Source organism: Mesorhizobium sp. M7A.F.Ca.US.006.01.1.1 (genome assembly GCF_003997935.1).
GTDB lineage: Bacteria > Pseudomonadota > Alphaproteobacteria > Rhizobiales > Rhizobiaceae > Mesorhizobium.
Map to the genome: position 1 here is coordinate 1 of NZ_RZQL01000066.1, position 21,994 is coordinate 21,994.

General features: G+C 59.3%; 18 protein-coding genes and 4 pseudogenes. 13 read left to right on the forward strand and 9 right to left on the reverse strand.

What is annotated here, in order from left to right; genetic code table 11:
- Positions 1-132, forward strand: a pseudogene (locus tag EN943_RS13810) (IS481 family transposase); the annotation flags it as partial.
- Between the two features lie 161 nt (positions 133-293).
- Here EN943_RS13810 and EN943_RS13815 read toward each other — a convergent pair.
- Complete coding sequence (locus EN943_RS13815) at positions 294-566, reverse strand: hypothetical protein (protein WP_199489650.1); 273 nt, start codon at positions 564-566, stop codon at positions 294-296.
- A 1,173-nt stretch (positions 567-1,739) separates the two neighbouring features.
- Between EN943_RS13815 and EN943_RS13820 the strand changes: the two genes are divergently transcribed.
- Together EN943_RS13820 and rpoN are read left to right on the forward strand one after the other, a co-directional pair.
- Positions 1,740-2,273 (forward strand): peroxiredoxin, encoded by a 534-nt coding sequence (locus tag EN943_RS13820; protein WP_063169380.1) that lies wholly within the window; start codon positions 1,740-1,742, stop codon positions 2,271-2,273.
- 68 nt (positions 2,274-2,341) lie between these two features.
- Positions 2,342-3,775 (forward strand): RNA polymerase factor sigma-54, encoded by a 1,434-nt coding sequence (gene rpoN / locus EN943_RS13825; protein WP_063169381.1) that lies wholly within the window; start codon positions 2,342-2,344, stop codon positions 3,773-3,775.
- Here the strand turns inward: rpoN and EN943_RS13830 are convergent.
- The 6 genes and pseudogenes from EN943_RS13830 to EN943_RS13850 all read right to left on the reverse strand — a co-directional run bounded on the left by EN943_RS13830 (position 3,772) and on the right by EN943_RS13850 (position 9,382).
- Entirely contained in the window at positions 3,772-4,398 is a 627-nt protein-coding gene (locus tag EN943_RS13830; protein ID WP_063169382.1) for a nitrogen fixation protein NifQ, read from the reverse strand. The two genes, rpoN and EN943_RS13830, sit on opposite strands and share 4 nt — an antisense overlap.
- Positions 4,385-5,437, reverse strand: coding sequence for an LLM class flavin-dependent oxidoreductase (locus tag EN943_RS13835; RefSeq protein ID WP_063169383.1), 1,053 nt, complete (start codon positions 5,435-5,437; stop codon positions 4,385-4,387). The genes EN943_RS13830 and EN943_RS13835 overlap by 14 nt, the downstream gene beginning before the upstream one ends.
- A 138-nt stretch (positions 5,438-5,575) precedes the next feature.
- Positions 5,576-7,177, reverse strand: a complete 1,602-nt coding sequence (locus EN943_RS13840; protein ID WP_063169384.1) for an SDR family oxidoreductase — start codon at positions 7,175-7,177, stop codon at positions 5,576-5,578.
- Between the two features lie 148 nt (positions 7,178-7,325).
- The gene (locus EN943_RS13845; protein WP_050580531.1) at positions 7,326-7,913 is read right to left on the reverse strand and encodes a nuclear transport factor 2 family protein; all 588 of its coding nucleotides are present in this window, start codon (positions 7,911-7,913) and stop codon (positions 7,326-7,328) included.
- Between the two features lie 138 nt (positions 7,914-8,051).
- Positions 8,052-8,213: pseudogene (locus tag EN943_RS38330) on the reverse strand (ferredoxin); the annotation flags it as partial.
- Positions 8,204-9,382: a cytochrome P450 gene (locus EN943_RS13850; protein WP_063169385.1), complete on the reverse strand. Its 1,179-nt coding sequence runs from the start codon at positions 9,380-9,382 to the stop codon at positions 8,204-8,206. The gene EN943_RS13850 and the pseudogene EN943_RS38330, both read right to left, overlap by 10 nt.
- Before the next feature lie 1,487 nt (positions 9,383-10,869).
- Here EN943_RS13850 and EN943_RS13855 point away from each other — a divergent pair.
- Positions 10,870-12,102, forward strand: a complete 1,233-nt coding sequence (locus EN943_RS13855) for an MFS transporter (protein ID WP_063169386.1) — start codon at positions 10,870-10,872, stop codon at positions 12,100-12,102.
- 261 nt (positions 12,103-12,363) lie between these two features.
- On the opposite strand, the pseudogene EN943_RS13860 reads toward EN943_RS13855, so the two are convergent.
- A pseudogene (locus tag EN943_RS13860) lies at positions 12,364-13,395 on the reverse strand (ChuX/HutX family heme-like substrate-binding protein); the annotation flags it as partial.
- Positions 13,396-13,446: 51 nt separating this feature from the next.
- Positions 13,447-13,770: a hypothetical protein gene (locus EN943_RS13865; RefSeq protein ID WP_126066777.1), complete on the reverse strand. Its 324-nt coding sequence runs from the start codon at positions 13,768-13,770 to the stop codon at positions 13,447-13,449.
- Positions 13,771-13,980: 210 nt separating this feature from the next.
- Between EN943_RS13865 and EN943_RS13870 the strand changes: the two genes are divergently transcribed.
- The 9 genes and pseudogenes from EN943_RS13870 to EN943_RS13915 form a co-directional block, all read left to right on the forward strand.
- Positions 13,981-14,301 carry an iron-sulfur cluster assembly accessory protein gene (locus tag EN943_RS13870; protein ID WP_029356570.1) on the forward strand — a complete coding sequence of 107 codons (321 nt, stop codon included), beginning with the start codon at positions 13,981-13,983 and terminating at the stop codon, positions 14,299-14,301.
- Between the two features lie 347 nt (positions 14,302-14,648).
- Positions 14,649-15,860 (forward strand): cysteine desulfurase NifS, encoded by a 1,212-nt coding sequence (gene nifS / locus EN943_RS13875; RefSeq protein WP_063169388.1) that lies wholly within the window; start codon positions 14,649-14,651, stop codon positions 15,858-15,860.
- A gap of 179 nt (positions 15,861-16,039) precedes the next feature.
- Complete coding sequence (nifW, locus tag EN943_RS13880) at positions 16,040-16,417, forward strand: nitrogenase stabilizing/protective protein NifW (protein ID WP_063169389.1); 378 nt, start codon at positions 16,040-16,042, stop codon at positions 16,415-16,417.
- A gap of 188 nt (positions 16,418-16,605) precedes the next feature.
- Complete coding sequence (locus EN943_RS13885) at positions 16,606-17,457, forward strand: electron transfer flavoprotein subunit beta/FixA family protein (protein ID WP_063169390.1); 852 nt, start codon at positions 16,606-16,608, stop codon at positions 17,455-17,457.
- A gap of 16 nt (positions 17,458-17,473) precedes the next feature.
- The gene (locus EN943_RS13890) at positions 17,474-18,583 is read left to right on the forward strand and encodes an electron transfer flavoprotein subunit alpha/FixB family protein (RefSeq protein WP_024505237.1); all 1,110 of its coding nucleotides are present in this window, start codon (positions 17,474-17,476) and stop codon (positions 18,581-18,583) included.
- 10 nt (positions 18,584-18,593) lie between these two features.
- Positions 18,594-19,898 (forward strand): FAD-binding protein, encoded by a 1,305-nt coding sequence (locus tag EN943_RS13895; protein WP_063169391.1) that lies wholly within the window; start codon positions 18,594-18,596, stop codon positions 19,896-19,898.
- A gap of 12 nt (positions 19,899-19,910) precedes the next feature.
- Positions 19,911-20,210: a ferredoxin family protein gene (locus tag EN943_RS13900; RefSeq protein ID WP_024505235.1), complete on the forward strand. Its 300-nt coding sequence runs from the start codon at positions 19,911-19,913 to the stop codon at positions 20,208-20,210.
- A 255-nt stretch (positions 20,211-20,465) separates the two neighbouring features.
- A complete protein-coding gene (locus tag EN943_RS13905; protein ID WP_063169392.1) occupies positions 20,466-21,182 on the forward strand; it encodes an alpha/beta fold hydrolase in 717 nt (238 codons plus the stop codon).
- 691 nt (positions 21,183-21,873) lie between these two features.
- Positions 21,874-21,960 (forward strand): annotated as a pseudogene (locus EN943_RS13915) (helix-turn-helix domain-containing protein); the annotation flags it as partial.
- Positions 21,961-21,994 lie beyond the last annotated feature (34 nt).

Here is a 21,994-nt window from a genome sequence, read left to right on the forward strand (position 1 = left end):
CATCGTGCCGCCGAACTGCCTGTCTGGCTGCACAGATACAATTGGCATCGTCCACATGGCAGCCTAAAGTCAAAAACGCCTATCAGTCGCCTCGCCCTGATCGAGGACAACCTGTTGAAGCTCCACAACTAGGTCGTCCAGCATCACAGTGAACCGCGTACGTAGTATTTTGTCGTAGGCGGCATTCTGGATAGCCGGATACGGGCTCTTCACCCGCTGCACCACCGATTGCGGGATGATGTCGCGAGAAACATTCACGGATTTCGTGAAAAAAGTGTACCCGCCGAAGAGCCCTACTCGCGGGGGCGGTGCAGCACCACCTCGGTGTCACTGCTCGTGTTCATGCGATGGACTAGGCCGGCCAGCTGTTGACGCAGCTCGCGGTAGTTGTAAGTCTCACCCGTGTAGACGAGCACCAAGTCAGGTCGGCCATCCCCCTGGAGCATCCTCGGCTGGCGGCCGCCCTGGATATCGATGATTGCCAGGCGGTGGTGTCCCAGCGCCGCAGGCCCGCCGATCCAAGTCCCCTCGTCGTCCGGACCGTGGTTCGCTATGGTGGCCGTCATATCGGCAAGCTCCCTTCGCGCATCGGGACCTCCGAGGTCTCGATTGAAGTCGATCCATTCACAGATGCCGCACAGGTTATGTCGCCGCATTTGGGCGAAGCAGATATAAGGCCAGTGGGAAACCATCGAGGCAAAGTGACGGATCTAGCCCAGCTACGATCCGCATCCGACATTGTCGGACATCGGACAGCACCGCGATTCGCTGCATAGGAAGCCTGGAGTCGCGATTTCCCCTGGGGGAATCAGCGCATGAAAGGAGAGCTGGGTCGTGTCTGCCGAAATGAGAAATTGCTCCCCCTTATTGCATCACCGAGGAATGTTACCCAGCGCGATAGACGGACATGCCCTATCTCCCCCCGTTGCAGCTGAGGGAGATAGGGGCCAGCTCTTCATTCAACCCTCATGGAGGATGATCAGCCCAGCCATTTCCATGCGCCGGCCTTCACAAGCCGTGCACCATTCAGGTTCTTTTCCTTGAAGCGCGACGATCCTTGTCAGACGTCGCAACACTTGCTGCCGAGAGCACGAGCTCTTCCTCGAGCATGCCTTGATCTGCGCCTCGAACGGCTCGCACATGCTGGGTTTCAACGACTTCGCAGAGGTTGATATTCTGCAGTGACTTCGTCTCGCTGCTGCACGGCATTGACGCTGGGAGCCATGCTCGCGTGGCGCAATTGTGCTGAAGCCGGTGCCCACGGCAACGTTTCTTAACCCGCCCCAGATCCTGGCGTTTGGCTATTTCCGACATTCGTGTCCGGCTTCGGACAAAGGCCGGGTTTGCCGAACGGAGTCGCACCCAATTTCCAGTGCTGCTTGAGCAATAATATCGACCGGCATTACTGCACAACACGAAAGTTGCTGCAAAAACCGAAGTGAACCCAAGGCATCGGGTCAATTGGCATGGCGCTTGCGACTCGGTCGATAGAACGCAGTCAAAATCACGGTTGCAGACCATGCCTACCTCTCAAAGCTCGATAAAGCACGCGAGCAAAATTCCCCGTCTCCGCGGAAGCTCGTCGCCGTTAAACGTGCCTGCTCGGGGGCGGTCTTGCACAAGACCGGTCCGAGGCAACCACGCCAAGGCGCGAGGCTGCCGGAACTGTCGACCGAAGTCGATGCCGCTTCAGTTTAACCGAAAAATGCACCGTACCACTTTGGCCTGGAAGCAAATCAATGACCTATAGAAAGAACGTTCCTCTCGTGACCTTTCGCACGCGTGTTCGCGATGAGTCGATCGGGGGGCCAAATCCTTATCAGTGGGAGAACAAGACCTCCGACGATTATTTCGGGGGCAAGCGCATCATCCTGTTCTCGCTGCCTGGCGCCTTCACCCCGACCTGCTCGACCTTCCAACTGCCCGATTTCGAAAAACTCTATGATCAATTTCTGGAACTGCGAATTGACGCGATCTACTGCGTCTCGGTCAACGATGCTTTCGTCATGAATGCGTGGGGAAAGTCCTTGGGGCTGCAGAAGATCGAGCTGATCCCAGACGGGTCGGGCGAGTTCACGCGCAAAATGGGCATGCTGGTCGCGAAGGACAATCTGGGCTTTGGCATGCGCTCCTGGCGATACGCCGCTCTGATCGACGATGGCGTGGTGGAGCAGTGGTTCGAGGAGGAAGGCTTCTGTGACAACTGCGAGACGGACCCCTATGGCGTTTCATCCCCGCAAAACGTTCTCGACAAATTGAAGGCGGCGGCATGACCCAGAAGTGGAAAGTCTCACACAACCCAAGCACACACTAGAGCCTCCTCGGCAGATCACGGTTCAACATGCATCTCTCAGCAAGCCTGCTTCAACGCCAGAAGCAACGTATGGTCTTATCGCCTCAAGCCATTGAAGCTATTCGCTTGCTGCGATTGACGCATACTGAACTCCATCAGCTCGTGCAGCAGGCACTCGAGAAGAACCCCGTTTTGAAGCCTGACCCGTTTGACGACGATTCGCCGCTGCCAGGGGTGGATCAGCGGAGCAGTCAAAGCAGAAGCGAAATCGGCGAATCGCCCATTGGCGGGCCGTCTGGCGGGCGCGGGCAATGGAAGTCGCAACGCAGTAGCGGCAACGATCGACCTGCCGTCGAGGAGTTTACCGCCCACACCGAAACATTGCACGACCATGTCGCCCGCCAGGTCGCCCTCAACCCGTTCACCCCCCAGGAGCGGCTGATTGCCGGACAGCTCGCCGCTCATCTGGAGGACACTGGCTATCTTCAGGTAAACCTTTTCGATCTGGCCAGGACGTTAAACGTTCGGCAAGCTGATGTGGAACGGGTCATCGGAATCTTGCAGCAATTTGATCCGCCGGGCATTTTTGCGCGAACTCTCAGCGAATGCCTGGAGATTCAGCTGCGCCAGCAAGACCGGTTCGACCCGGCTATGGCAGCTTTGGTCGCCAATCTCGAGATGCTTGCACGGGGGGATTTTCAGGGATTGAAGCAGCGTTGCGGAGTCGACGAGGAGGATCTCCTCGACATGAGGAACGAAATCCGCGCGCTCGATCCCAAGCCTGGAGACCGGTTCCAGTCCGGGACGCCGGAAACCATCGTACCGGACGTCTGGGTAATGCCCAAGTCCGAAGGTGGATGGCGGGTGGAGCTTGATCCGGCCACGCTGCCCAAAGTGTTGATCAACCACACCTATGTCGCCGAAATCTCGCAGCTGACCAAGCAAAATCCGGAAGGCAAAGCGTTTCTCGACAATTGCCAGGAAAAAGGGAACTGGCTGATCAGCAGTCTCAAGCAGCGCGCTAAGACGATCCTTAAGGTTGCGACCGAAATCGTGCGCCAGCAGGATGCCTTTTTTACACACGGCGCCGCCCATCTGCGGCCTCTCTGTCTCAAAAATGTCGCTGACGAGATCGGCATGCACGAGTCGACGGTAAGCCGGGTGACTTCGAACAGGTACATGTTGACTCCGCGCGGGGTGTTCGAGCTGAAGTATTTTTTCGCTGCGCCAATCGCATCCTGCGAGGGCGGCGATGCGCACTCCGCCAAAGCTGTCTGCCATCGGATCAAGGCAATCATAGCCGAAGAATCGCTCGACAAGGTACATTCCGACGAAGACATCGTTGCTCAACTCAAGGAGACCGGCATCGATGTCGCTCGCCGTACCGTCACCAAATATCGCGAGGCGATGAACATCCCTTCCTCCATACGACGGCGCCGCGATAAGCGTTTGTCCGCAGCTGCGATCAAGCGAAGTGACTAACCGACATTCGTGGTCGGCGAGAGGCGACTCTCAACTTCCTCCGGGCCGAAGCAGCTTTCGAAGTCATGGCATTCCCCGCAACTGGGTGCTGTGCATGACGAAAAGCCTTCGGCCTCACACAGCTTGCGGTAAAAGTACTTTTTCCATTTCATGTTTTCTGTGTTGCCTGCCGCCAGCGCGGGAAAATGTCTGGCAAGCAGGCGGCTGAGCTCAGCGCGATTTGAGAGGCCAAGATCCCGCCAAAGATGGTCCATGCGCATCGCACGCCGGGCGATGATCTTGGCCAAGCGGGCGCTCGCCGGGTCGGCCGGCGCAGCATGCGCTAGCAGCAGCCGGCGTAGCAGTTCCTCTTCCAGTTCCGGCTCGGGCTCGCTCAACTCCTCCAAAGCGAATACGCTGCTGGAGGTAGACGGGAAAGTTGCGGCCAAGACATCACGCAATTCGACAGACGAAAGGCCTGTCCCCTCCGTCGCCAACACCTCGCCCGCCTGGACCTCCTCAAGCGAACGTGAATGTACGCAGGGCAGCACATGCTGATCGAAGCTCCTCCCTAGCTCGGACCCACGCCATTGCGCGCTGGATAGGCAGCCATCATCGTAACGGCCGGCTTCAGCTTCCGGCATGACAAAGCGCCTTGTTGACCGCAGGGATGATCTTGTCGCCCCAGAGCTCGATCTGGCGCAGCATCGTCTTTTGGTCGAAGTCGCCCAATTGAGTCTGAACTGCGATCTGGTCCGGTTTCAAGATATCGATCTCTTCCAGCAGGCGATCAATCACGCGATTTACGCTGCCAATCGGCAAATTTTTGCGCATGGTCTCGAAGGACAGATCCTGCTGGGTCGGTGTCTCCTGCAGCAGGTAGCCATCGTGGCTCTGTTGGCGACGCTGATGCAGGGCTTCAGAAAGCCGGCGCTGGAAGCGGGCATTGTCGAGATAGCTGTTGATCTCCAACTCGTCGTGGCTGGCATAGCAGCAGCGCAGCAGCGATATCTTGACGTCGGTGACGTTCTTTTCCTCGGATGCCGCCGCCCTCTCGACTGATTCACGCAGTGTGGTCAAAGTCTCTAAGCCGTCGTGGAAGGCTGTGACAAAAAAATTGTGCCCCTCGCGGTAGGCCCGAGCCATCCGTGCGGCTCCGCCAGCGATCCAGATAGGCGGCGTCGGCTGCTGGACTGTGCGGACCGAAATCGCTGTTGGGGGGATCTTCTCATACTGGCCGTCGTGTTCGAAGACGTTTTGGTTGAGGCCCTTGAGAATGATGTCCAGGTATTCCGAAAAGACGGCCGGCGCCTCATCGATGTCCACGCCGAACCGTTCGAACTCGAACTGCTGGTATCCCAAGCCTACGCCGAGCTCGAGACGGCCGTTCGCAACGATGTCGGCGAAGCCGATCTCGGACAGCAGGCGCTGCGGTTGGTAAAGCGGCAGCACGCAGACGGCAGTGCCCAGGCGAATCGTGCTTGTCAAGCCGCCGCAGTGCGCCACCATCATCAGCGGGGATGGTATGAGGCTGTAATTGTTGAAGTGGTGCTCAGCAAACCACGCGGTGTTGAACCCAGCCTGCTCCGAAGCGACGGCCTGTTCGATGGAGTTGCGGATGACGCTTTCTGAGGATTGGTGATAGCCACGCTGGGCGGCCAGAATGAAAGTGGCAAATTCCATGATTTCTCCTCGTTATAGACACGTCAGCCGACCGGGAATGTGCTCGGCATGCGCATGCTTGGATCTCAAGCACCTCAGGTGCGTCGTGGAGCCGAGGCTTCATAATGCTCGGCCGGTCGCCCTGCGAAGGCCTGGCAATTAACCTGCGGCCTCCGCAAAACATTCGTCATAGAGCTCGCTGGCGTTTCCCGCATCACCGAACGAGGTCCAGCCGCCGTCCACGTAGAGGATCGAGCCGTTGATGTATGAGGCGTCAGACGAAGCAAGGAAGAACGATGCATCTGCGACGTCTTCTGGCCGTCCCATCCTGCCCATGGGGATGCGTCGTCCGATTGCTGTCAGGTCGATGCGGCCGGCTTTGGCCAACTGAGCAAGTGCGGGCGTGCGGATGTGGCCAGGAGCGACGGTGGCTGTCCGAATTCCGACCGGCCCGAGTTCGGCCGCCATGCAACGGGTCAGCATATCCATCCCCGCCTTGGAGGCGCCGTAGGCATGGCGCGGCGCGAACGGCAGAAAGCTGTCGATCGACCCGAGATTGAGGATCACGCCGCCCGGGCGCATAGCCTTGATCGCTTCGCGCGCGCAGGTGAAGGCGCCGGTAAGGTTGACATCCAGGACGTGTTCGAGCTGTTTCGACAGTTGCTCGATCGCAGGCACAATCCTGTCGGCGGTATCAGCACTATTGACCAGAACATCGATATACCCGAAGCGTCCCCTCAGTTCTTCGAACATCGACACCACATCGCTCTCGACGGCCACGTCCAGCGATTTCGCCAGATGCTTGCCGGGGAGCGATGTAGCCAGCTCTGCCGCTGCAGTGCCATCTTTATCAGCAATCACGACGGTGTCGCCGTTCGCGGCAAAGCGGCGAGCGACGGCCGCGCCAATGCTTTTTGCGCCACCGGTGACGAGCACGATTCGCGCATCTGTGCATTCGGCCGGACAGGAGAGCTCGGCTTGGAGCGCACCATCCACCGGCGGGTGAGCATCCCCCGGCTGGTTGAATGACATCCAGCCTCCGTCGACTGCCAGCACCGAGCCGGTGATGTAGCGCGCCTGCGTGCTGCTCAGAAAACGCACGACCCTGGCGATCTCGTCGGGGCGAGCCAAGCGCCCCATCGGCACGCGGCGGCGTATCGCCGCGAGGTCCATTTTGCCAGCGCGTGCCAGTTCTGTGACCATTGGGGTGCGGACGGAGCCCGGCGCCACCGCCGTGACGCGGATTCCTCGCATAGCCCACTCGCATGCAAGGGACTTTGTCAACGAGATCACGCCAGCTTTCGAGGCTGCGTAGGCGTTGCGCCTGGGATTGCCGACCACGCCCGCCATCGAAGCCACATTGACGATCGCACCGCCCGGCTTCATGCGCCGCGCCGCTTCCCGGGCCATAACGAATGGCCCAATAAGGTTCACTGTCACGCCGCGTCGGAAGGTATCGACAGCGGTGTCGATGATCCTATCCATCGTGGGTCCAACCGCCGCATTGTTGATGAGGACATCGATTTGCGCGAACCGTGCTTCGACCTGGCCGAAAAGTGAGAGCATGTCCTTCTCTCGCGACACATCGCACTCCAGACCGACGTGCGGCGACCCGAGATCCCGAGCCAGTTCAACCACACCACTGCCCGGAAGGTCCACCGCAACTACAGTGTCTCCGTCCGCGGCAAGGATATCGACCAGGGCACGGCCGATCCCGCCCGCAGCGCCTGTGATGATTACGGTGCGTGCTGCCAGTTTCACGAGAGCTTCTCCACGATGACCGCTTGTGATCTCAGCCCATCAACCTTGGGCGGAATGAAGGGCCGAGCCAAATCGTTGCAGTGACCGCCAGTCGCGGCCCCACACAGATGTCGTTCCCGTAGGGCGCTCATCCTCCATTCCTACCCACTTATGCAGCTCCCAGTTGGGGACCCTCGACGCCATCTTGGTCGGTGGGGATGTGACCCTTGAGCAACTGGTAGATGGGATCGTCTGGATGTGGTGCTCCAATCGGCTGTCGCCGGCCGAACCTATCTGCCTCAAGAATCGCTGGCGGGATTTGCTCCTCAACCCAATCGTAGACGACTGTCCGTTCCGCAATTCGCCACTCGTCCTGCCTCTTCTGAAACAGATCGCAGTAACGGCCGCAAAGCAGCGTCTGACGTATTTCTTGGTCTGTATCCGGTCCGCGTTGCAGCGCGGTGAAATAGCTCTCGACCGCGGCCTCTGCTGAACTGATGAAGTCGATCAGGCTGTTCGTGATTTGATGGATGTTACGGTGCCCCGGCAGACCGAGAGCAAATTGGATGAAGTCCTCTGCCGGTCCGCAATAGGGACCGTGCCTGTCATACGCTTCGGGCCAGTATGCGCTACGCAGCGCCGCCTCATCGGCGCGGTCTATCCCGCGGCAGTACCGATACAGGCAGTTGCGGATCGCCTCTCGGTCACGCAGTTCGGTAATTTTCGCGTGGTCGACAGGGTCTGTCGCGAATTGTATGATTGTTTTGTCCTTCCCGATGCCAGTCTGCACTTTGCGTGTGTCTCTCTCTACAACTGAGTTAGCGGGGGGCTCGTCAACTTCCAGAGCTTGTTCGGGGCAGGCTCGTACCCCTTTTGAGGCAAGCAGTTGCTCCCCATCGGCAACATCAATATCACCGGGCAAGATGTAGCCGGCGTCATCAAGCTTGAAGACTCTCGGCGCCCGCGCCCAGCAGCGCGCATGACCCTGGCATCTGGCTTTATGTACGACGACACGCATAGCGAACTCCAATGTCGTTGGCTGAAACTTCAGGACCATTCCAGGATCAGATTCTCGATCCCGAACACATGGCCGCCGAAGGTGATAGGTTCAGTCCCTGTCTTGATCCGAAAGGCTGGGATGCGCGCCAGCCACTCCTCCAGGCCAATGACAATCTCCCGCCGGGCAAGGTGTGAGCCAAGACAACGATGGGGACCATAGCCAAAGGCAGCGTGCCGGTTGTCCTCGCGCGCCAGATCGATCTCATTCGGGCATTCGAATTCCGCCGGGTCACGATTGGCAATCATCGTGGCACAGGAAACATAATCTCCCTTGCGGATCGGCGCGCCTTTGAAGTCGACATCCTTCGTTGCCACTCGGATCATCTGAATGGTCGAATAGGCGCGCAGCAATTCTTCCGCAGCGACGGCAATCCGGTCAGGTTCGCTTCGTAGCAATTCCTGATCTTTGGGGTTGCGCGCGAGATGGGCCAAGTCGAAGCATATGGCTGCTGAGACCGTGTCGAGTCCCGCGACGAACACAAGCACGCCGATGCCACGGACTTCTTCGTCACTGAGCAGACGACCCTCGACCTTTGCCTTCACGATGAAGGTCATGAAATCATCGACCGGCTCCTTGCGGCGCTCGGTGGCAAGTTCGTCGATGAAGGCCACGATCGTCCGGGCTGCGGGTGGTCGTTGCTCCTTATCGCCGTGGAGCAGATCTCTAGCCCAGCCGACAAATGTTTCTAGTCCGTTGTCCGAAAGCCCAATAAAGCGAAGGAAGATATTGACCGCGAACGGAACTGCAAAATCCTTCATGATGTCGCAGCTCGTGCCTGATGCGGCGATCCTGTCGATCAGCTTGATCGCTCGTTCCCGGACAGCCGGCTCCAATGCCATTACCCGCTTTGGCGAAAGCAGCGGATTGAGCAGTGAGCGAAAAACACCGTGGAATGGCGGATCGAGCTCAAGCGGGATCATCGGCCAGCTCTCGCCGAGCACAGAGGCGAAGATGCTGCGATGGCTGGAAAACGTTTCGGTGTCCTGCAGCACCCGGCGCTGGTCGCTCGCGCGAGTGATGACCCAGGTACCCCGACCGTCGCGCGTGTTGCTGGTTGAATAAAAGATCGGAGGCCCGGCATGAACGCAAGCAACCGCTGCATGCGGATCCCCGTTAGCCGTCGGCAACATGCCGGGCGACGTAAACAGGTTGAAGTCCCTCACCATTTCGGGCGGGACATGATCTGGAACCGGCCGCGATTTAACCGCGCCAGAATCGAGAGACCGTTCATGAGATGCTGTCGGCATTTGCATGCAATCGTCGGTGCAAGCTCCGTGCCGAATTCGTCTTTCGATAATCCTTGCCGTTTGCTGGGCAACAGGTGGCGCCTGCGCTGACTTGCTGGTCGGGATTGCAACATTCTTGTCCAGCGTCGGACACAGAATGTAGAATGCTAGACAGCGACTTGGAGCAACTCAACTGGTGGGATCGCTAGCCGATCATGTGCCCGGGGAGCATCCAGTTCGAAAGCTTGCGCTAAGCGGCTTGGTGACTTGGCCGAGGTCACCAGGTGGAAACGACCAACACTTGGGGTGAGCCTAGTGGCGCTCCCCTCGATGATGTCTGGCGGGGTGGTTAGCCGCCTCCGTAGGACAAGATCAGTCTACACGAATGGACTATAGCCTCTCCTCGCATGCCTCATTGGCCGTCCTTCAGAGCCGGCCACACGAGCTTTTGTCTTTCAGCAGGGCGTTTTTCTCGCCAGCTACAGAGCCACACCGACGCCATTAATGAGCGTCCAGTCGACGGGTTGGATGGCCCTGTCCATCTTGCCCAGCACCTTGGCTTAGCATTTGCCGGTGCGGCGGAAGCCTTCAAGACGCAGTTCTTGACCTTCTCCAGATCAGCCTCGGATGGATATCGGCAAGGGTTCAGCTCGTCCTTTTGAACTTGCGCATCTTCGTGTTGGCCAACCCCAGGCCGCCCGACATATTTGCGGTCTATCCGGCACCTCAACTTCGAACAACCTTGCGGCAAGCTCTTGGGATAGCCCACGCTCGTGCCTCCACCACCCGCTCAGCAGAGCCAGATTTGTCGTTGATGGCACGGAACTTGCGGAGTCATTCGCAGATGCGTCACGGACCGAGAGTGTCGTCCCATGAATTCGATCACCAAAAAGGCCGCCCGACGTTGCTGGGACCGCCTGCAATTACCTTATCCCAGAATTGGGAGCAACGGCTTCAAAAGGGATAACTCATCACCTCAATTTTGTCGATCGCGCGGCCATCGAACCGCAGCCATCGATCAGACTTCCGCCTCGTTGCACTCATTGCGACCGCCTTGGTGCTTGCGACAACCGCTCAATTCTGGCTGCCAGGATAACCACATATGGCGACGGAACTTCCTGCTTCAAAGCAATATAGAGATCGTCGATCATCCCCCCATCAAGGCCTCGATCGAGGACACCGCGTTCGGCTTGCTTGGTTCGCAGTGAACAGACCGCACTTCGACGAATGCGATCGATGCGACCGCGCCGAGAACTCTCCCGCATTGTCGACGGTTGGGTCCGTCGGCCCTCCGATGAGGCCTCGGATGCGTCGGGCTCCGAGGCCTCGACTGATGCCGACTGGCCGCCGCCGGAAGGTCTCGCGGCTTTGATCCCCGGCGATGTAGCCACCCCTGCTGCAACAGCTCCTAGCCGGAGAACTCATTCATGACCGAATCGGCGACAGATTTAGTGGACGCGGCTTTGTTCGACCGAGATCGGCTTGACCCAGAAAGTCCCTATCAACGTTCTGGCCCTGCATGGGGTGCCATCATTTCGCTTTCCTTCGGCACCTTCGGGCTTGTGACGGCAGAGTTTCTGCCCGCCAGCGTTCTGACACCGCTCGCGCATGATCTCCGTATCACCACGGGCACGGCTGGACAGGCGCTAACAGCGGCCGCAATCGTCGCGGCGATCTCGGCACCGATAATCGCCATCGTGACAAAGCGTCTGGACCGCAGGGTCGTCATCTGGGCGATGACGCTCCTGCTGATCCTGTCGAACGTTCTGGCGGAGGTTGCGGGGTCGCTGCCGGTTTTGCTGGCGGCACGCGTCGTCCTTGGCATATCGCTTGGTGGTTTTTGGTCAATTTCGGCAGCGTTGGCGATGCGGCTGGTTCCAAGTCACCTCATGCCGCGCGCCATGTCGGTCATCCTCACCGGCGTTTCTGTCGCCTCCGTCTGCGCGGCTCCAATCGGCGCTTATGTCGGTGACATTTGGGGATGGCGAGCCTCGTTCAAGGTCGCCGCAATCGTGAGTGCCGTTGCGCTGCTCGTGCAACTCGTAACCATTCCGCCACTGCCTCCGATCGAAGTGCGCAGATTCCGCAGTCCGCTGGATGTCGCGAAGAATCCGGCGATGAAGGTTGCGGTGCTAGTCGTGCTATTGGTCGCTTCCGGCCATTTTGCCAGCTTCGCCTACATCCGCGCCTTTCTCGAGAGCGTTCCTGCGCTCGACAAGAAGTCAATCCCGCTCGTGTTCCTTGCTTTTGGCACGGCCGGCGTCTTCGGCAATTTAGCCGGCGCATTCCTCACCAAACACAGTCTCAAGGCGGTCGCGGCCCTGCCGCCCCTGCTCATTGCCGTAGCCGCTGTCTCGCTCCTGACCATGAGAGCATCGGCCTTGACCTCGGCAATTGCAGTTGCCGTATGGGGCTTTGCTTTTGGCGCGGTCCCGGTCGGATTGCAGACATGGATGGTGCTACGCGCCGCTCCGAAACAGGCCGAGAGCGCTGGTGTACTGATGGTCATAACCTTCCAAGTGGCCATCGCAGCCGGCACAACTTGCGGTGGCCTATTGGTGGATCACACGGGTATTGCCAGTGTCTTTGTCTACAGCGCGGTTGCCACGTTCCTCGCTGTCTTGACAGTATTTTTGCTCGGCCCGAACCGCAAAACCTGACCGCCTGGTGGGGAGTGACGGTCGGCGGCGTTCACGCTATTGTCACCTCTGAGCTCGGCCCAAAGGCCGCGGCTTCGTCGTAACCATGCGGTCGATGGGGCAGCGCCAAATTGCTTCCTGCTCATCGCGTTGCGATAATACAGCGCGCTTATTGCGTCATCGTGTCCCCGGTCTCGGCTTCAATGCCCGGCTACTGGCTGCGGAGGCAGATGGGCGCCGGCGTCCCACCGACGACGATCGGTCTTTTCTCATGTAGCTGTCGGGGAAACGAGGCAGGTTTTCCGCCAGAACCCGCCAGTCGTCGCGCTCGCGTTCGCCTTCCTTGCGCGCACCGAACAACTGGATGATGATCTTGCCGTCGGACCCATATGCTTCGAGCGAGGTGACGTGACTGTCATTGGTCGGCTTGCGCACGGCCCAAACCTCACGGATTTGGTGGGTCCTGAGATGCAGCCGGAACGTTTCGTCCAGCACATGGATGCACGGCCCGATCTGCTTGACCGACTTGATTAAGCCGGAATGGGTCTGGATAGAACCTCGGTTGCCGACGAAGCACATGATCGGCAATTCGTCTTCGGCCGCACGCTGGAGCACGGCGCCAACTGCGGCATTGTCGAGCAGCCAAGCGTAATCCTGGCCGACCATGCGCAAAGCCTGGCAGCGGCTGAGCTTGAGCGTCTTTAGAAGGTTGACGTCAGTCAGCCGGCTCCAGTACTCGCGTAGGTCGTCCACCGTGCCGGCCCAGTCCGCAGTCCTCGCGCCCAGGTCGGCTACTCTCGCCTTAAGCGACATGGTCGGCTCCTGGTTGGCGGATACGAGCTCGGCCACCAGCTTTCGATAGGCATGAAGGTTGGAGACCGGCCTGAGATGCACCTTATGCACTGCTGCGCCGGCGGCGTCGAAGAATTGCAAACTGCGCTGGATTCCGCCGCGATGGCGCCTTTCAACAGCGAAACCATACCTCCAAGCCTGCGGGAAGACGCGAAGGTCGAATTCGTCACCAAGGACCATGGCGTGATTGTTGCCGGTTATCACTCTGTTGAAGACGCCAATCTTTTCGTGCACGGCACCTTGATTGCGGGTCAGCGCCGTCACTTCGCCCACGAATTCGAGGCCCGTCAGAAGGTGATTGACGCGCGGGTCGATGCGTGCCGCGCCGAAACCGCAATGGGCCGCGACCAGTTCCGCTTCCGAAATGGCCAATTGGGCGGCGAAATCACGCGCGGGAATGTTCGGACAGACTTCCCACGCACGCCGGATTTCGTTGGGCGACCGCTTCTTGCGCTGATCCATGTTTTTACCCCTGCCCCGTTCTTCTTTTGACGATCGATCGAAAAACGGGCCTCAGGGATGTGCACGGCGGACGCGATCGATCGTCAGGCACATGCCAGTCGAATCCTGTCTCCGGGCGGTCAGCGGCCAATCGCCGGTAGCGAGCGATTGTTGGGTGGTCGGCGCCAATCGGCCGATCGAGCATTCGGGTACCACCGGCGGTGCTGCTTTCCCACCAAGGCGGGTCTGATGGATCATATTGCTTTCCTTCGTTCTTCGATTGCGAGGGCAACCCAAAGGTGAATCGGCCGGCAATTTTGCCGCCGCAACGAAGGCTTCACAAAAATCGTGCCAGTTGCTCCGCGGCAAGCTCTGAACATCTTTGGCTCTGTTCATTGCTTTACGCGTGAGTGCATCGCGAACTCAGGCGCCCTTCCTGTGACGCGGACGCGACAAACCCGACAGTAAGTGTCGGTTGTCGGACGTCTCCCCAGCAATCGAGCATAAGAGACGTCGGGATGTCCTACGGTTTTTGACACGTCTTCCCTTTGGCACGGTCCATGCGAGATGATCCACGAAAACGCCGGACCGAGGAGAAATCGAGCCATGATTACGCTCACCGACAACGCTGTTGCCGCCATCAAGGCCGCTCTTTACCGCGCCAGCGAGCCGGCGGAAGGATTTCGCATCATGGTCCATGCCGGCGGCTGCGCCGGCTTCCAATACTCAATGGGCCTGGAGAGCGTCTCACGTGAGGGCGATGCGATCATCGAGCGAGATGGGCTCAAGGTGTTCATGGATAGAGGCTCCCAACCCCATGCCGCCGGCATGACCGTGGACTTCGTCACTGGGCTCGAAACATCCGGCTTTGTTTTCGATAACCCCAATGCGCGTGAGACGTGCGGCTGCGGCAAGTCCTGCAAATGATTGCGAGGGAACAGGCTATGTTCGACTATAGCGACGCCAAGGAATACTGCGTCGAACCGGTAACCGCCGGCGCTCTGGAACCGGCCGACACGCACTGTCGGCCCGGAACAATTGCGTTCGGTGATGCACCAAATCGCGATCATCGATCGTTGCCGTGGGCAAGCAAACAAAATTGCCCGAAACAGCTGAATTCCCGGCGGATGCCGCCACCAAAGGGCAATGTCGACAGCGACCGGTCAGCCAAGCCATCGCTCCCCCGGCCGCCCACCTTACCAGATACGATATGCGCCAGAGGTTCAATGGCCCGACTACCCTTGAATCATTTCAGCAGTTGAAGGATCACTCCCATGAACCCTGTCTATCTCGACAACAACGCAACGACGCGGGTTGATCCTGCAGTCGTTGGAGCGATGTTGCCTTTCTTTACGGAGCAATTTGGCAATCATTCGTCCATGCACGCCTATGGCGCATCGGTTGCTGAAGCCGTGAGAAAGGCGAGGCAACAGTTGCAAGCCCTCATCGGCGCGGGATTCGAGGACGAGATCATCTTCACCTCGGGCGGGACTGAAAGCGACAGTACAGCCATCCTTTCGGCGCTGGAGGTGATGCCCGACCGAACGGAAATAGTGACTTCCGCGGTTGAACATCCGGCCGTTCTGAAGTTGTGCGCGCACCTTGAGAAGACGCGCGGCGTCAAGGTGCACATTATCCCAGTCGATCACTACGGCCGGCTCGACCTGGACGCCTACAGAACCGCCCTCACCCCACAAGTGGCAATCGTCTCGATAATGTGGGCGAACAATGAGACCGGTACGATCTTTCCCGTGGTTAAGCTTGCCGATCTAGCCAGGGAAGTCGGCGCGCTTTTCCACACTGATGCAGTGCAGGCGGTCGGAAGGCTTCCGATTGAGCTGAAATCGACCGCGATCGACATGCTGTCGCTCTCCGCCCACAAGCTGCATGGTCCAAAGGGGATAGGCGCGCTTTATGTAAGACGTGGCGTGCGCTTCTCCTCCATGATCAAGGGTGGGCACCAAGAGCGCGACCGGCGTGCAGGCACTGAAAACACACCCGGCATAGTCGGACTGGGCATGGCGGCCGAACTCGCCTTGAAATTCATGGACGAGACAAAACGAATAAAATGGTTGCGCGACCGCCTTGAGAACGGGATCATCCAGCGCATCCCAAACACATCCATCAACGGCGATCCGCAAGAGCGATTGCCAAACACTGCAAACATTGGATTCGAAGGTATCGAAGGCGATGCAATTCCAATTGTCCTGAGCCGGCTGGGAATCGCCTGTTCCGCCGGGTCCGCCTGTGCCTCTGGCTCACTGGAACCGAGCCATGTTCTGATCGCTATGAACGCGGCATGTGGGGCAGTCCGCTTCTCCTTGTCGCGTGACAACGGCGAAGATGACGTAGACCGCGTGCTTGAGGTCCTGCCTGCGATCACCGAGAAGCTACGGGCCGTTCCCAGTGCTGGACTGTGCGGGCGAGGTGCAGAACAGCTTCATTCCGGCCCGGGTCCGAGCGGCACAATAGCCGACGAGCCGTGAGGTCTTCCTCAACGTGACGACCCTGCGCAAGGAGAGCAGTTAAACTCGGGGTCGCCTTCACCACTTCAGAAAAGCTTGAGATCGCCAAGTCTCTTGCCCAGCCGCCGTGCCAGAGGTCGGCACGCCGTCAGCAATGTCACCAATGCATCGACACCACAATTTCGCGCCGGGAGAATACAATGAACTGCTCCGCTGATAGCCGCCCGATCGATCGCACCGATATCCTAGCGCGACTGAAGGGCCTGTCGGCCGCGGAGGACTTCTTCGCCTGCCTTGACGTCTCCTACGACCCGAAAGTGATGAATGTCTCGCGGCTCCATATCATGAAGCGCGTGGGCCAATACCTTGCCGAAGAAGATTTCTCCGGTCTGCCTAACCAGGTAATCGCCGCGCGGGTGCGCGCCAAGCTGGAACGCGCCTACGAAGATTTCGCGACTTCCTCGCCGCTCACGCAACGTGTGTTCAAGGTGCTAAGGGACCACGATCCAAACATATGTCCCGCACCTGGCCGCGCCTTCGTCCCGCTCGACTCTGCACTGAAGCGGTTCGGAAAGTAATGAGCCCGACACGGCTGCGACGCGACAATGTCGAGAAGTCGACAAATCCAGTCCTCATGACGCCTCCTCGGAAGCAAACGAAGCCACCTTCTGGAATAGAGGCAGGAAGACGACTTGGCATGAACGATGCAGGCAATGAGGTGAACCGCCAAGCACGAATCCGGACTGGGAGCTTAGAGAAACCGCCAATGCATATCGTAGTCTGCATCAAGCAGGTGCCGGATTCGGCACAGATCCGCGTGCACCCGGTGACGAACACGATCATGCGTCAGGGTGTTCCGACCATCATCAATCCTTACGACCTGTTCGCCCTCGAAGAAGCGCTCAAACTGCGCGACGTTCATGGTGGCGAGGTTACTGTGCTCACAATGGGTCCGCCCATGGCGGAGGACTCGCTGCGAAAGGCGCTCGGTTACGGTGCTGACCGAGCAGTTCTCTTGACGGACCGCTATTTTGCCGGATCCGATACGCTGGCGACTTCCTTTGCTCTTTCGCAAGCAATCGCAAAAATTGGGGAGACTTTCGGCAGGCCGGACATCGTCTTCACCGGCAAGCAGACGATTGACGGCGATACCGCCCAGGTCGGACCGGGCATAGCCAAGCGCCTAGATTTATCGCAACTTACCTATGTCGCGAAGATTGCCTCCATCGATCTCGATACGCGAGAGATCGAAGTCGCTCGTCGCGCCGAAGGCGGCACCCAGTTGCTGAAGAGCAGACTCCCTTGCCTCATTACCATGCTGGAAGACACCAACGAAATCCGCCGGGGCTCGCTCCAGCAGGCTCTGTGCGCGGCGCGCAGCCAAGTCGTGAAGTGGACTGCAGCCGACGCCGGCATTGACGATCTCACCCGGTGCGGTCTGCGTGGCTCGCCTACAGTCGTCAAGCGTGTTTTCGCCCCCACCGCACGGGCAGAAAGGGCGGCGCAGATCGACACCGCGGAAAGGGGCTTGCAGGACATAGCCGATGAACTCATCGCCGATATCTTAACCCGCCGGCCGGCGCTGGAACATGAGCTGGCCTTCAACAGCGGCACGTGACGGCCAGGAGCAGAAAATGTCGACCGCAAGCCAAACTACCCCTCGCATTGCCCCCGGCCGTGCCGGTGTAAAGAAAGAACTTCCCGACCGTTTCAAAGACTACCGGCACGTGTGGGTCTTCCTCGAGCTCGAACGCGGCAATGTGCATCCTGTATCATTCGAACTGCTGGGCGAAGGCCGCAAATTAGCCGACAAGCTTGAAGTCCAGCTCGCGGGCGTCGTGCTGGGACCGCCGGGCGAGATGGTCGAGGACGCTGTTGCCGAGGCCTTCGCTTACGGGGCGGATCTTGTCTACATCGTCGATGCGCCGCCGCTCGCCGACTACCGGAACGAGCCGTTCGCCAAGGCGCTCACGGATCTGGTCAATACCCATAAACCCGAAATCCTCCTTCTCGGCGCGACCACACTGGGCAGGGATCTTGCAGGCTCGGTAGCGACGACCCTGCAGACGGGGCTCACGGCCGACTGCACCGAACTTGATGTAGATTCCGACGGTTCACTCGCCGCGACCCGTCCGACTTTTGGTGGCTCATTGTTGTGTACGATCTATACACTAAATTACCGGCCGCAAATGGCGACGGTGCGACCAAGGGTCATGCCTATGCCGCAACGGGTGGATAAGCCGGTCGGGCGTGTCATGCGGCACAAGCTGTCGCTCGTTGAGGACGATATCGTCACCAAAGTCCTCGGCTTCCTACCGGATAACCAGTCGGCAATGGCAAATCTTGCCTATGCGGATGTCGTGGTTGCGGGAGGCCTCGGTCTCGGAGCGGCGGAGAACCTTCAGCTTGTGAAGAATCTTGCCCGAGCGATCGGCGCCGAGCATGGCTGTTCGCGCCCCTTGGTCCAGAAGGGCTGGATGCCGGCTGATCGACAGATTGGACAAACTGGCAAGACCATTCGACCGAAGCTTTACATCGCGGCCGGAATTTCCGGCGCCATCCAGCACCGAGTTGGGGTCGAGGGGGCCGATCTCATCGTCGCGATCAACACCGATCCGAACGCGCCGATTTTCGAGTTCGCCCACCTCGGGATCGTCACGGATGCAATCCGCTTCCTGCCCGCACTGACGGAAGCCTTCACCCGGCGGCTGTCGCCGCACAGTCGAGACAAGCTTGCGAGTTGAGGGAGAGGACATGATTGAACAATTCGATGCCATTGTGGTCGGAGCCGGCATGTCTGGAAACGCAGCTGCTTACACTTTGGCAAGCCAGGGGCTGAAGGTCCTGCAGTTGGAGCGCGGGGAATATCCGGGCTCTAAGAACGTCCAGGGTGCCATAATGTACGCGAACATGCTGGAGAAGATCATCCCGGACTTCCGGGATGATGCGCCCCTCGAGCGGCACCTGGTCGAACAGCGACTTTGGGTGATGGACGACACGTCTCACACCGGAATTCATTACCGGTCGGACGACTTCAATGAGGCGAAACCCAACCGCTACACGATCATCCGCGCCCAGTTCGACAAATGGTTTTCCCGCAAGGTGCGCGAGGCTGGCGCGACGGTCCTGTGTGAGACGACCGCGACGGAACTCGTCCGTGATGGCAATGGCAAGGTGATCGGCGTCCGCACAGACCGGGCTGGCGGAGTGGTCTTCGCGAATGTGGTCGTTCTCGCAGAAGGGGTGTCGGGATTGCTTGGCACTCGCGCAGGCCTGCGCGAGATGCCGAAGCCGGAGACCGTGGCGATTGCCGTCAAGGAAATGCATTTCTTGCCCGAAGAGGTCATTGGCCAGCGGTTCGGGGTGAAGGGCGATGAAGGCTGCGTAATCGAGGCCGTGGGCACGATCTCTCGCAGCATGGCCGGGCTCGGCTTCCTTTACACCAATAAGGAGTCGATTTCACTCGGCATCGGCTGCCTGGTCTCGGATTTCGCCGCGACGATGGAGAGCCCGTCCGCCCTCCTGGATGCGATGAAAAACCATCCTTCGATCCGGCCGCTGATCGCTGGCTCGGAGGTGAAAGAATATGCCGCCCATCTTATCCCCGAAGGTGGTTACAGGGCCATTCCGCAGCTATTCGGCGACGGTTGGGTCATCGTCGGCGACGCAGCGCAACTGAACAATGCCATTCACCGTGAGGGTTCGAACCTTGCCATGACCTCGGGTCGTGTCGCGGCTGAGGCGATCATCAAAGTCAAAAGCCGCAACGGTCCTATGACCAAAGCGAACCTTGCGCTCTACAAGACGATGCTGGATGACTCCTTTGTGATCAAGGATCTTAAGAAATACAAGGACATGCCAGCCTTACTCCACACCAATTCCAGCAACTTTTTTGACAGCTATCCGCGGTTGATGTCGCATGCCGCTCAGACCTTCATGCGTGTCGACGGCACGCCGAAGATCGAGAAGGAAAAGAACACCACGGCCGCCTTCATCAACGCGCGCTCGCGCTGGGGGTTGGTCAGCGACGCGGTCCGCCTGGCATTGGCATGGCGCTGAAGAGGGTACAAGATGACGATCGCAGTGACGAAGGTTCGTGTCGAGGACAAACTTTACCAGAACCGCTATCTGGTCGATTCCGGCCGCCCCCATATCATAGTGCGACCGCACGACAAGCCAAGCGCGAACTTGCTTGCGTTGACCTACGTCTGTCCGGCGAAATGCTATGAGTTGAATGACAAGGGTCAAGTCGAGATCACCGCCGACGGCTGCATGGAATGCGGCACCTGCCGGATATTGTGCGAGAAAGGCGGCGACATCGAGTGGAACTATCCGCGCGGCGGCTTTGGTGTCCTGTTCAAGTTCGGATGATCAGCCGGTGCCAAGAGCATGCCGGCAGCGAGCAACTGCGGCACACCATGAGCCTCTCCATCCACTTGCAAAGAGCTAGTGAATATTGGGTTTCGCAATTCAAGTTTCCTCGACTTGGTAGGGGTATCCTCAGGCCACGGGGCGCCTGTGCCGGACTTACCACCGGTAACGTGGTCGAGCCCCTTTGGACAATGTCCGGCCATCGTGCCGGATGGCAGCCACAACGGCCGGTGAGCAAATGGAACGGCACAATCCATGATAAAGACGTATGTGCTAGTGCATGGTGCCTGGCATGGCGGATGGTGTTGGCGGGACGTCGCCGCCAATCTTCGCAAGATGGGATGCCACGTGACCACGCCTACCCAGACAGGTGTCGGCGAACGCGCACGTTTGCTGTGCAAGGACATCACGCCCGACACATTCGTGACCGACATCGTCAACCACATTGTAACGGAAGAGCTGAGCGATGTGATCCTTGTCGGTCACAGTCTAGGCGGCATCAGCATCACCGGCGCCGCCGACCGGATACCCGACCATATCAGCCATCTCGTTTATCTCGACGGCGCCATCGTCGAGAGCGGTCAAAGTGTATTCAGCACCATGCCCCCCGACATCGTCGCCGCCCGTCGAAAATTGGTTGCGGAGGAAGGACGGGGTATCTTCATGCCGACTCCGCCGCCAACAGCATTCGGCACTCCCGAGGGACACTCGCTCACGGACTGGGTGCGGCGCCGGATAACACCGCATCCGGCAGGCACCTACGAAAGCGGACTTAAGCTCGAGCACCCGCTCGGCAACGGCAGACCCCGAACCTATGTCGTCTGCACTAATCCACTCCACCCGCCGATGGCGGGAGCGCGAGAATGGGTCGCGAAGCAGGATGGCTGGGCGTGGCAGGAACTCGCCACTGGCCACGACGCAATGATCCTCGCGCCGACGGAAGTTGCTCTCCTTCTTAGCGCTGTCGGCTGAGGAACCAAGTAGGGGGAGCGGCGGCCGATTCTCAGGCCGTGGCCTTGAGCTCTGGTGCAAGGATGTAGGCCCAACGGGTCGTTCCGGTGGCGCCACCGAAACCACTAGGCGGGAGTGGCCTGTCCTGCCGACGTCGCAAGCTTGCGAGCGTTCCGCCGCGGCCGCAGCCCGTAGCGCCGGGCAACCTCCGAGATCACCGCGTCGGCTCCAGGGTCTCGGAGATGACTCCGTGCCTTGTCGTCCATCGACCAATGCCGCCGACCAACAGCGCCGTTGATCACCCTCGAAAACGCCGAGGCTGCCGCTCAGGGTCAATCGTAAGTTCAAGTTCAGACACAAGCCGATCTCCGATCCACCTCAGAATCGGCAGGCCCACAGATCGCGGGTCCTCCTGGAAGGACACAGCGCTTACCCTTGAAATATGGAGAACCATGGCTTTGCGCCGTCGGCAGTTGAGCTGATCTCGCAATGCTATTTCCCCGGCAACGTCCGCGAGCCGGAGAACTGCGTGCTTGGCGTTCTCCTCTGGAAGGAACCAATCTTTCGGAACGTGGCAATGTCATCGACGAGCTCTCACGGGCCAGCACGATGCCGGTTCGGCGCATCGGCGCCCGCCTGAACACGAGATGGCCACTTGCGATTCTAACGATACGGCCGGACGGGGGCTGGGACCGCGGCGGACGAAGCGTGACGGCTGATCGACACAATGGAGAAGGCCGGCTGGGTTCAGGCTAATGCGGCTCGAATTCTCGGCCTCAAGCTGCGACAAGTCGGCTAGGCGATACGCCGGCATAGTATCGAGGTGAAGGAAC

Excerpts from the sequence above, each read along its gene's own strand:
- EN943_RS13815 (WP_199489650.1), bottom strand. The coding sequence starts at position 566 with ATGACGGCCACCATAGCGAACCACGGTCCGGACGACGAGGGGACTTGG.
- EN943_RS13820 (WP_063169380.1), top strand. The coding sequence starts at position 1,740 with ATGACCTATAGAAAGAACGTTCCTCTCGTGACCTTTCGCACGCGTGTT.
- rpoN (WP_063169381.1), top strand. The coding sequence starts at position 2,342 with ATGCATCTCTCAGCAAGCCTGCTTCAACGCCAGAAGCAACGTATGGTC.
- EN943_RS13830 (WP_063169382.1), bottom strand. The coding sequence starts at position 4,398 with ATGCCGGAAGCTGAAGCCGGCCGTTACGATGATGGCTGCCTATCCAGC.
- EN943_RS13835 (WP_063169383.1), bottom strand. The coding sequence starts at position 5,437 with ATGGAATTTGCCACTTTCATTCTGGCCGCCCAGCGTGGCTATCACCAA.
- EN943_RS13850 (WP_063169385.1), bottom strand. The coding sequence starts at position 9,382 with ATGGTGAGGGACTTCAACCTGTTTACGTCGCCCGGCATGTTGCCGACG.
- EN943_RS13855 (WP_063169386.1), top strand. The coding sequence starts at position 10,870 with ATGACCGAATCGGCGACAGATTTAGTGGACGCGGCTTTGTTCGACCGA.
- EN943_RS13865 (WP_126066777.1), bottom strand. The coding sequence starts at position 13,770 with ATGAACAGAGCCAAAGATGTTCAGAGCTTGCCGCGGAGCAACTGGCAC.
- EN943_RS13870 (WP_029356570.1), top strand. The coding sequence starts at position 13,981 with ATGATTACGCTCACCGACAACGCTGTTGCCGCCATCAAGGCCGCTCTT.
- nifS (WP_063169388.1), top strand. The coding sequence starts at position 14,649 with ATGAACCCTGTCTATCTCGACAACAACGCAACGACGCGGGTTGATCCT.
- nifW (WP_063169389.1), top strand. The coding sequence starts at position 16,040 with ATGAACTGCTCCGCTGATAGCCGCCCGATCGATCGCACCGATATCCTA.
- EN943_RS13885 (WP_063169390.1), top strand. The coding sequence starts at position 16,606 with ATGCATATCGTAGTCTGCATCAAGCAGGTGCCGGATTCGGCACAGATC.
- EN943_RS13890 (WP_024505237.1), top strand. The coding sequence starts at position 17,474 with ATGTCGACCGCAAGCCAAACTACCCCTCGCATTGCCCCCGGCCGTGCC.
- EN943_RS13895 (WP_063169391.1), top strand. The coding sequence starts at position 18,594 with ATGATTGAACAATTCGATGCCATTGTGGTCGGAGCCGGCATGTCTGGA.
- EN943_RS13900 (WP_024505235.1), top strand. The coding sequence starts at position 19,911 with ATGACGATCGCAGTGACGAAGGTTCGTGTCGAGGACAAACTTTACCAG.
- EN943_RS13905 (WP_063169392.1), top strand. The coding sequence starts at position 20,466 with ATGATAAAGACGTATGTGCTAGTGCATGGTGCCTGGCATGGCGGATGG.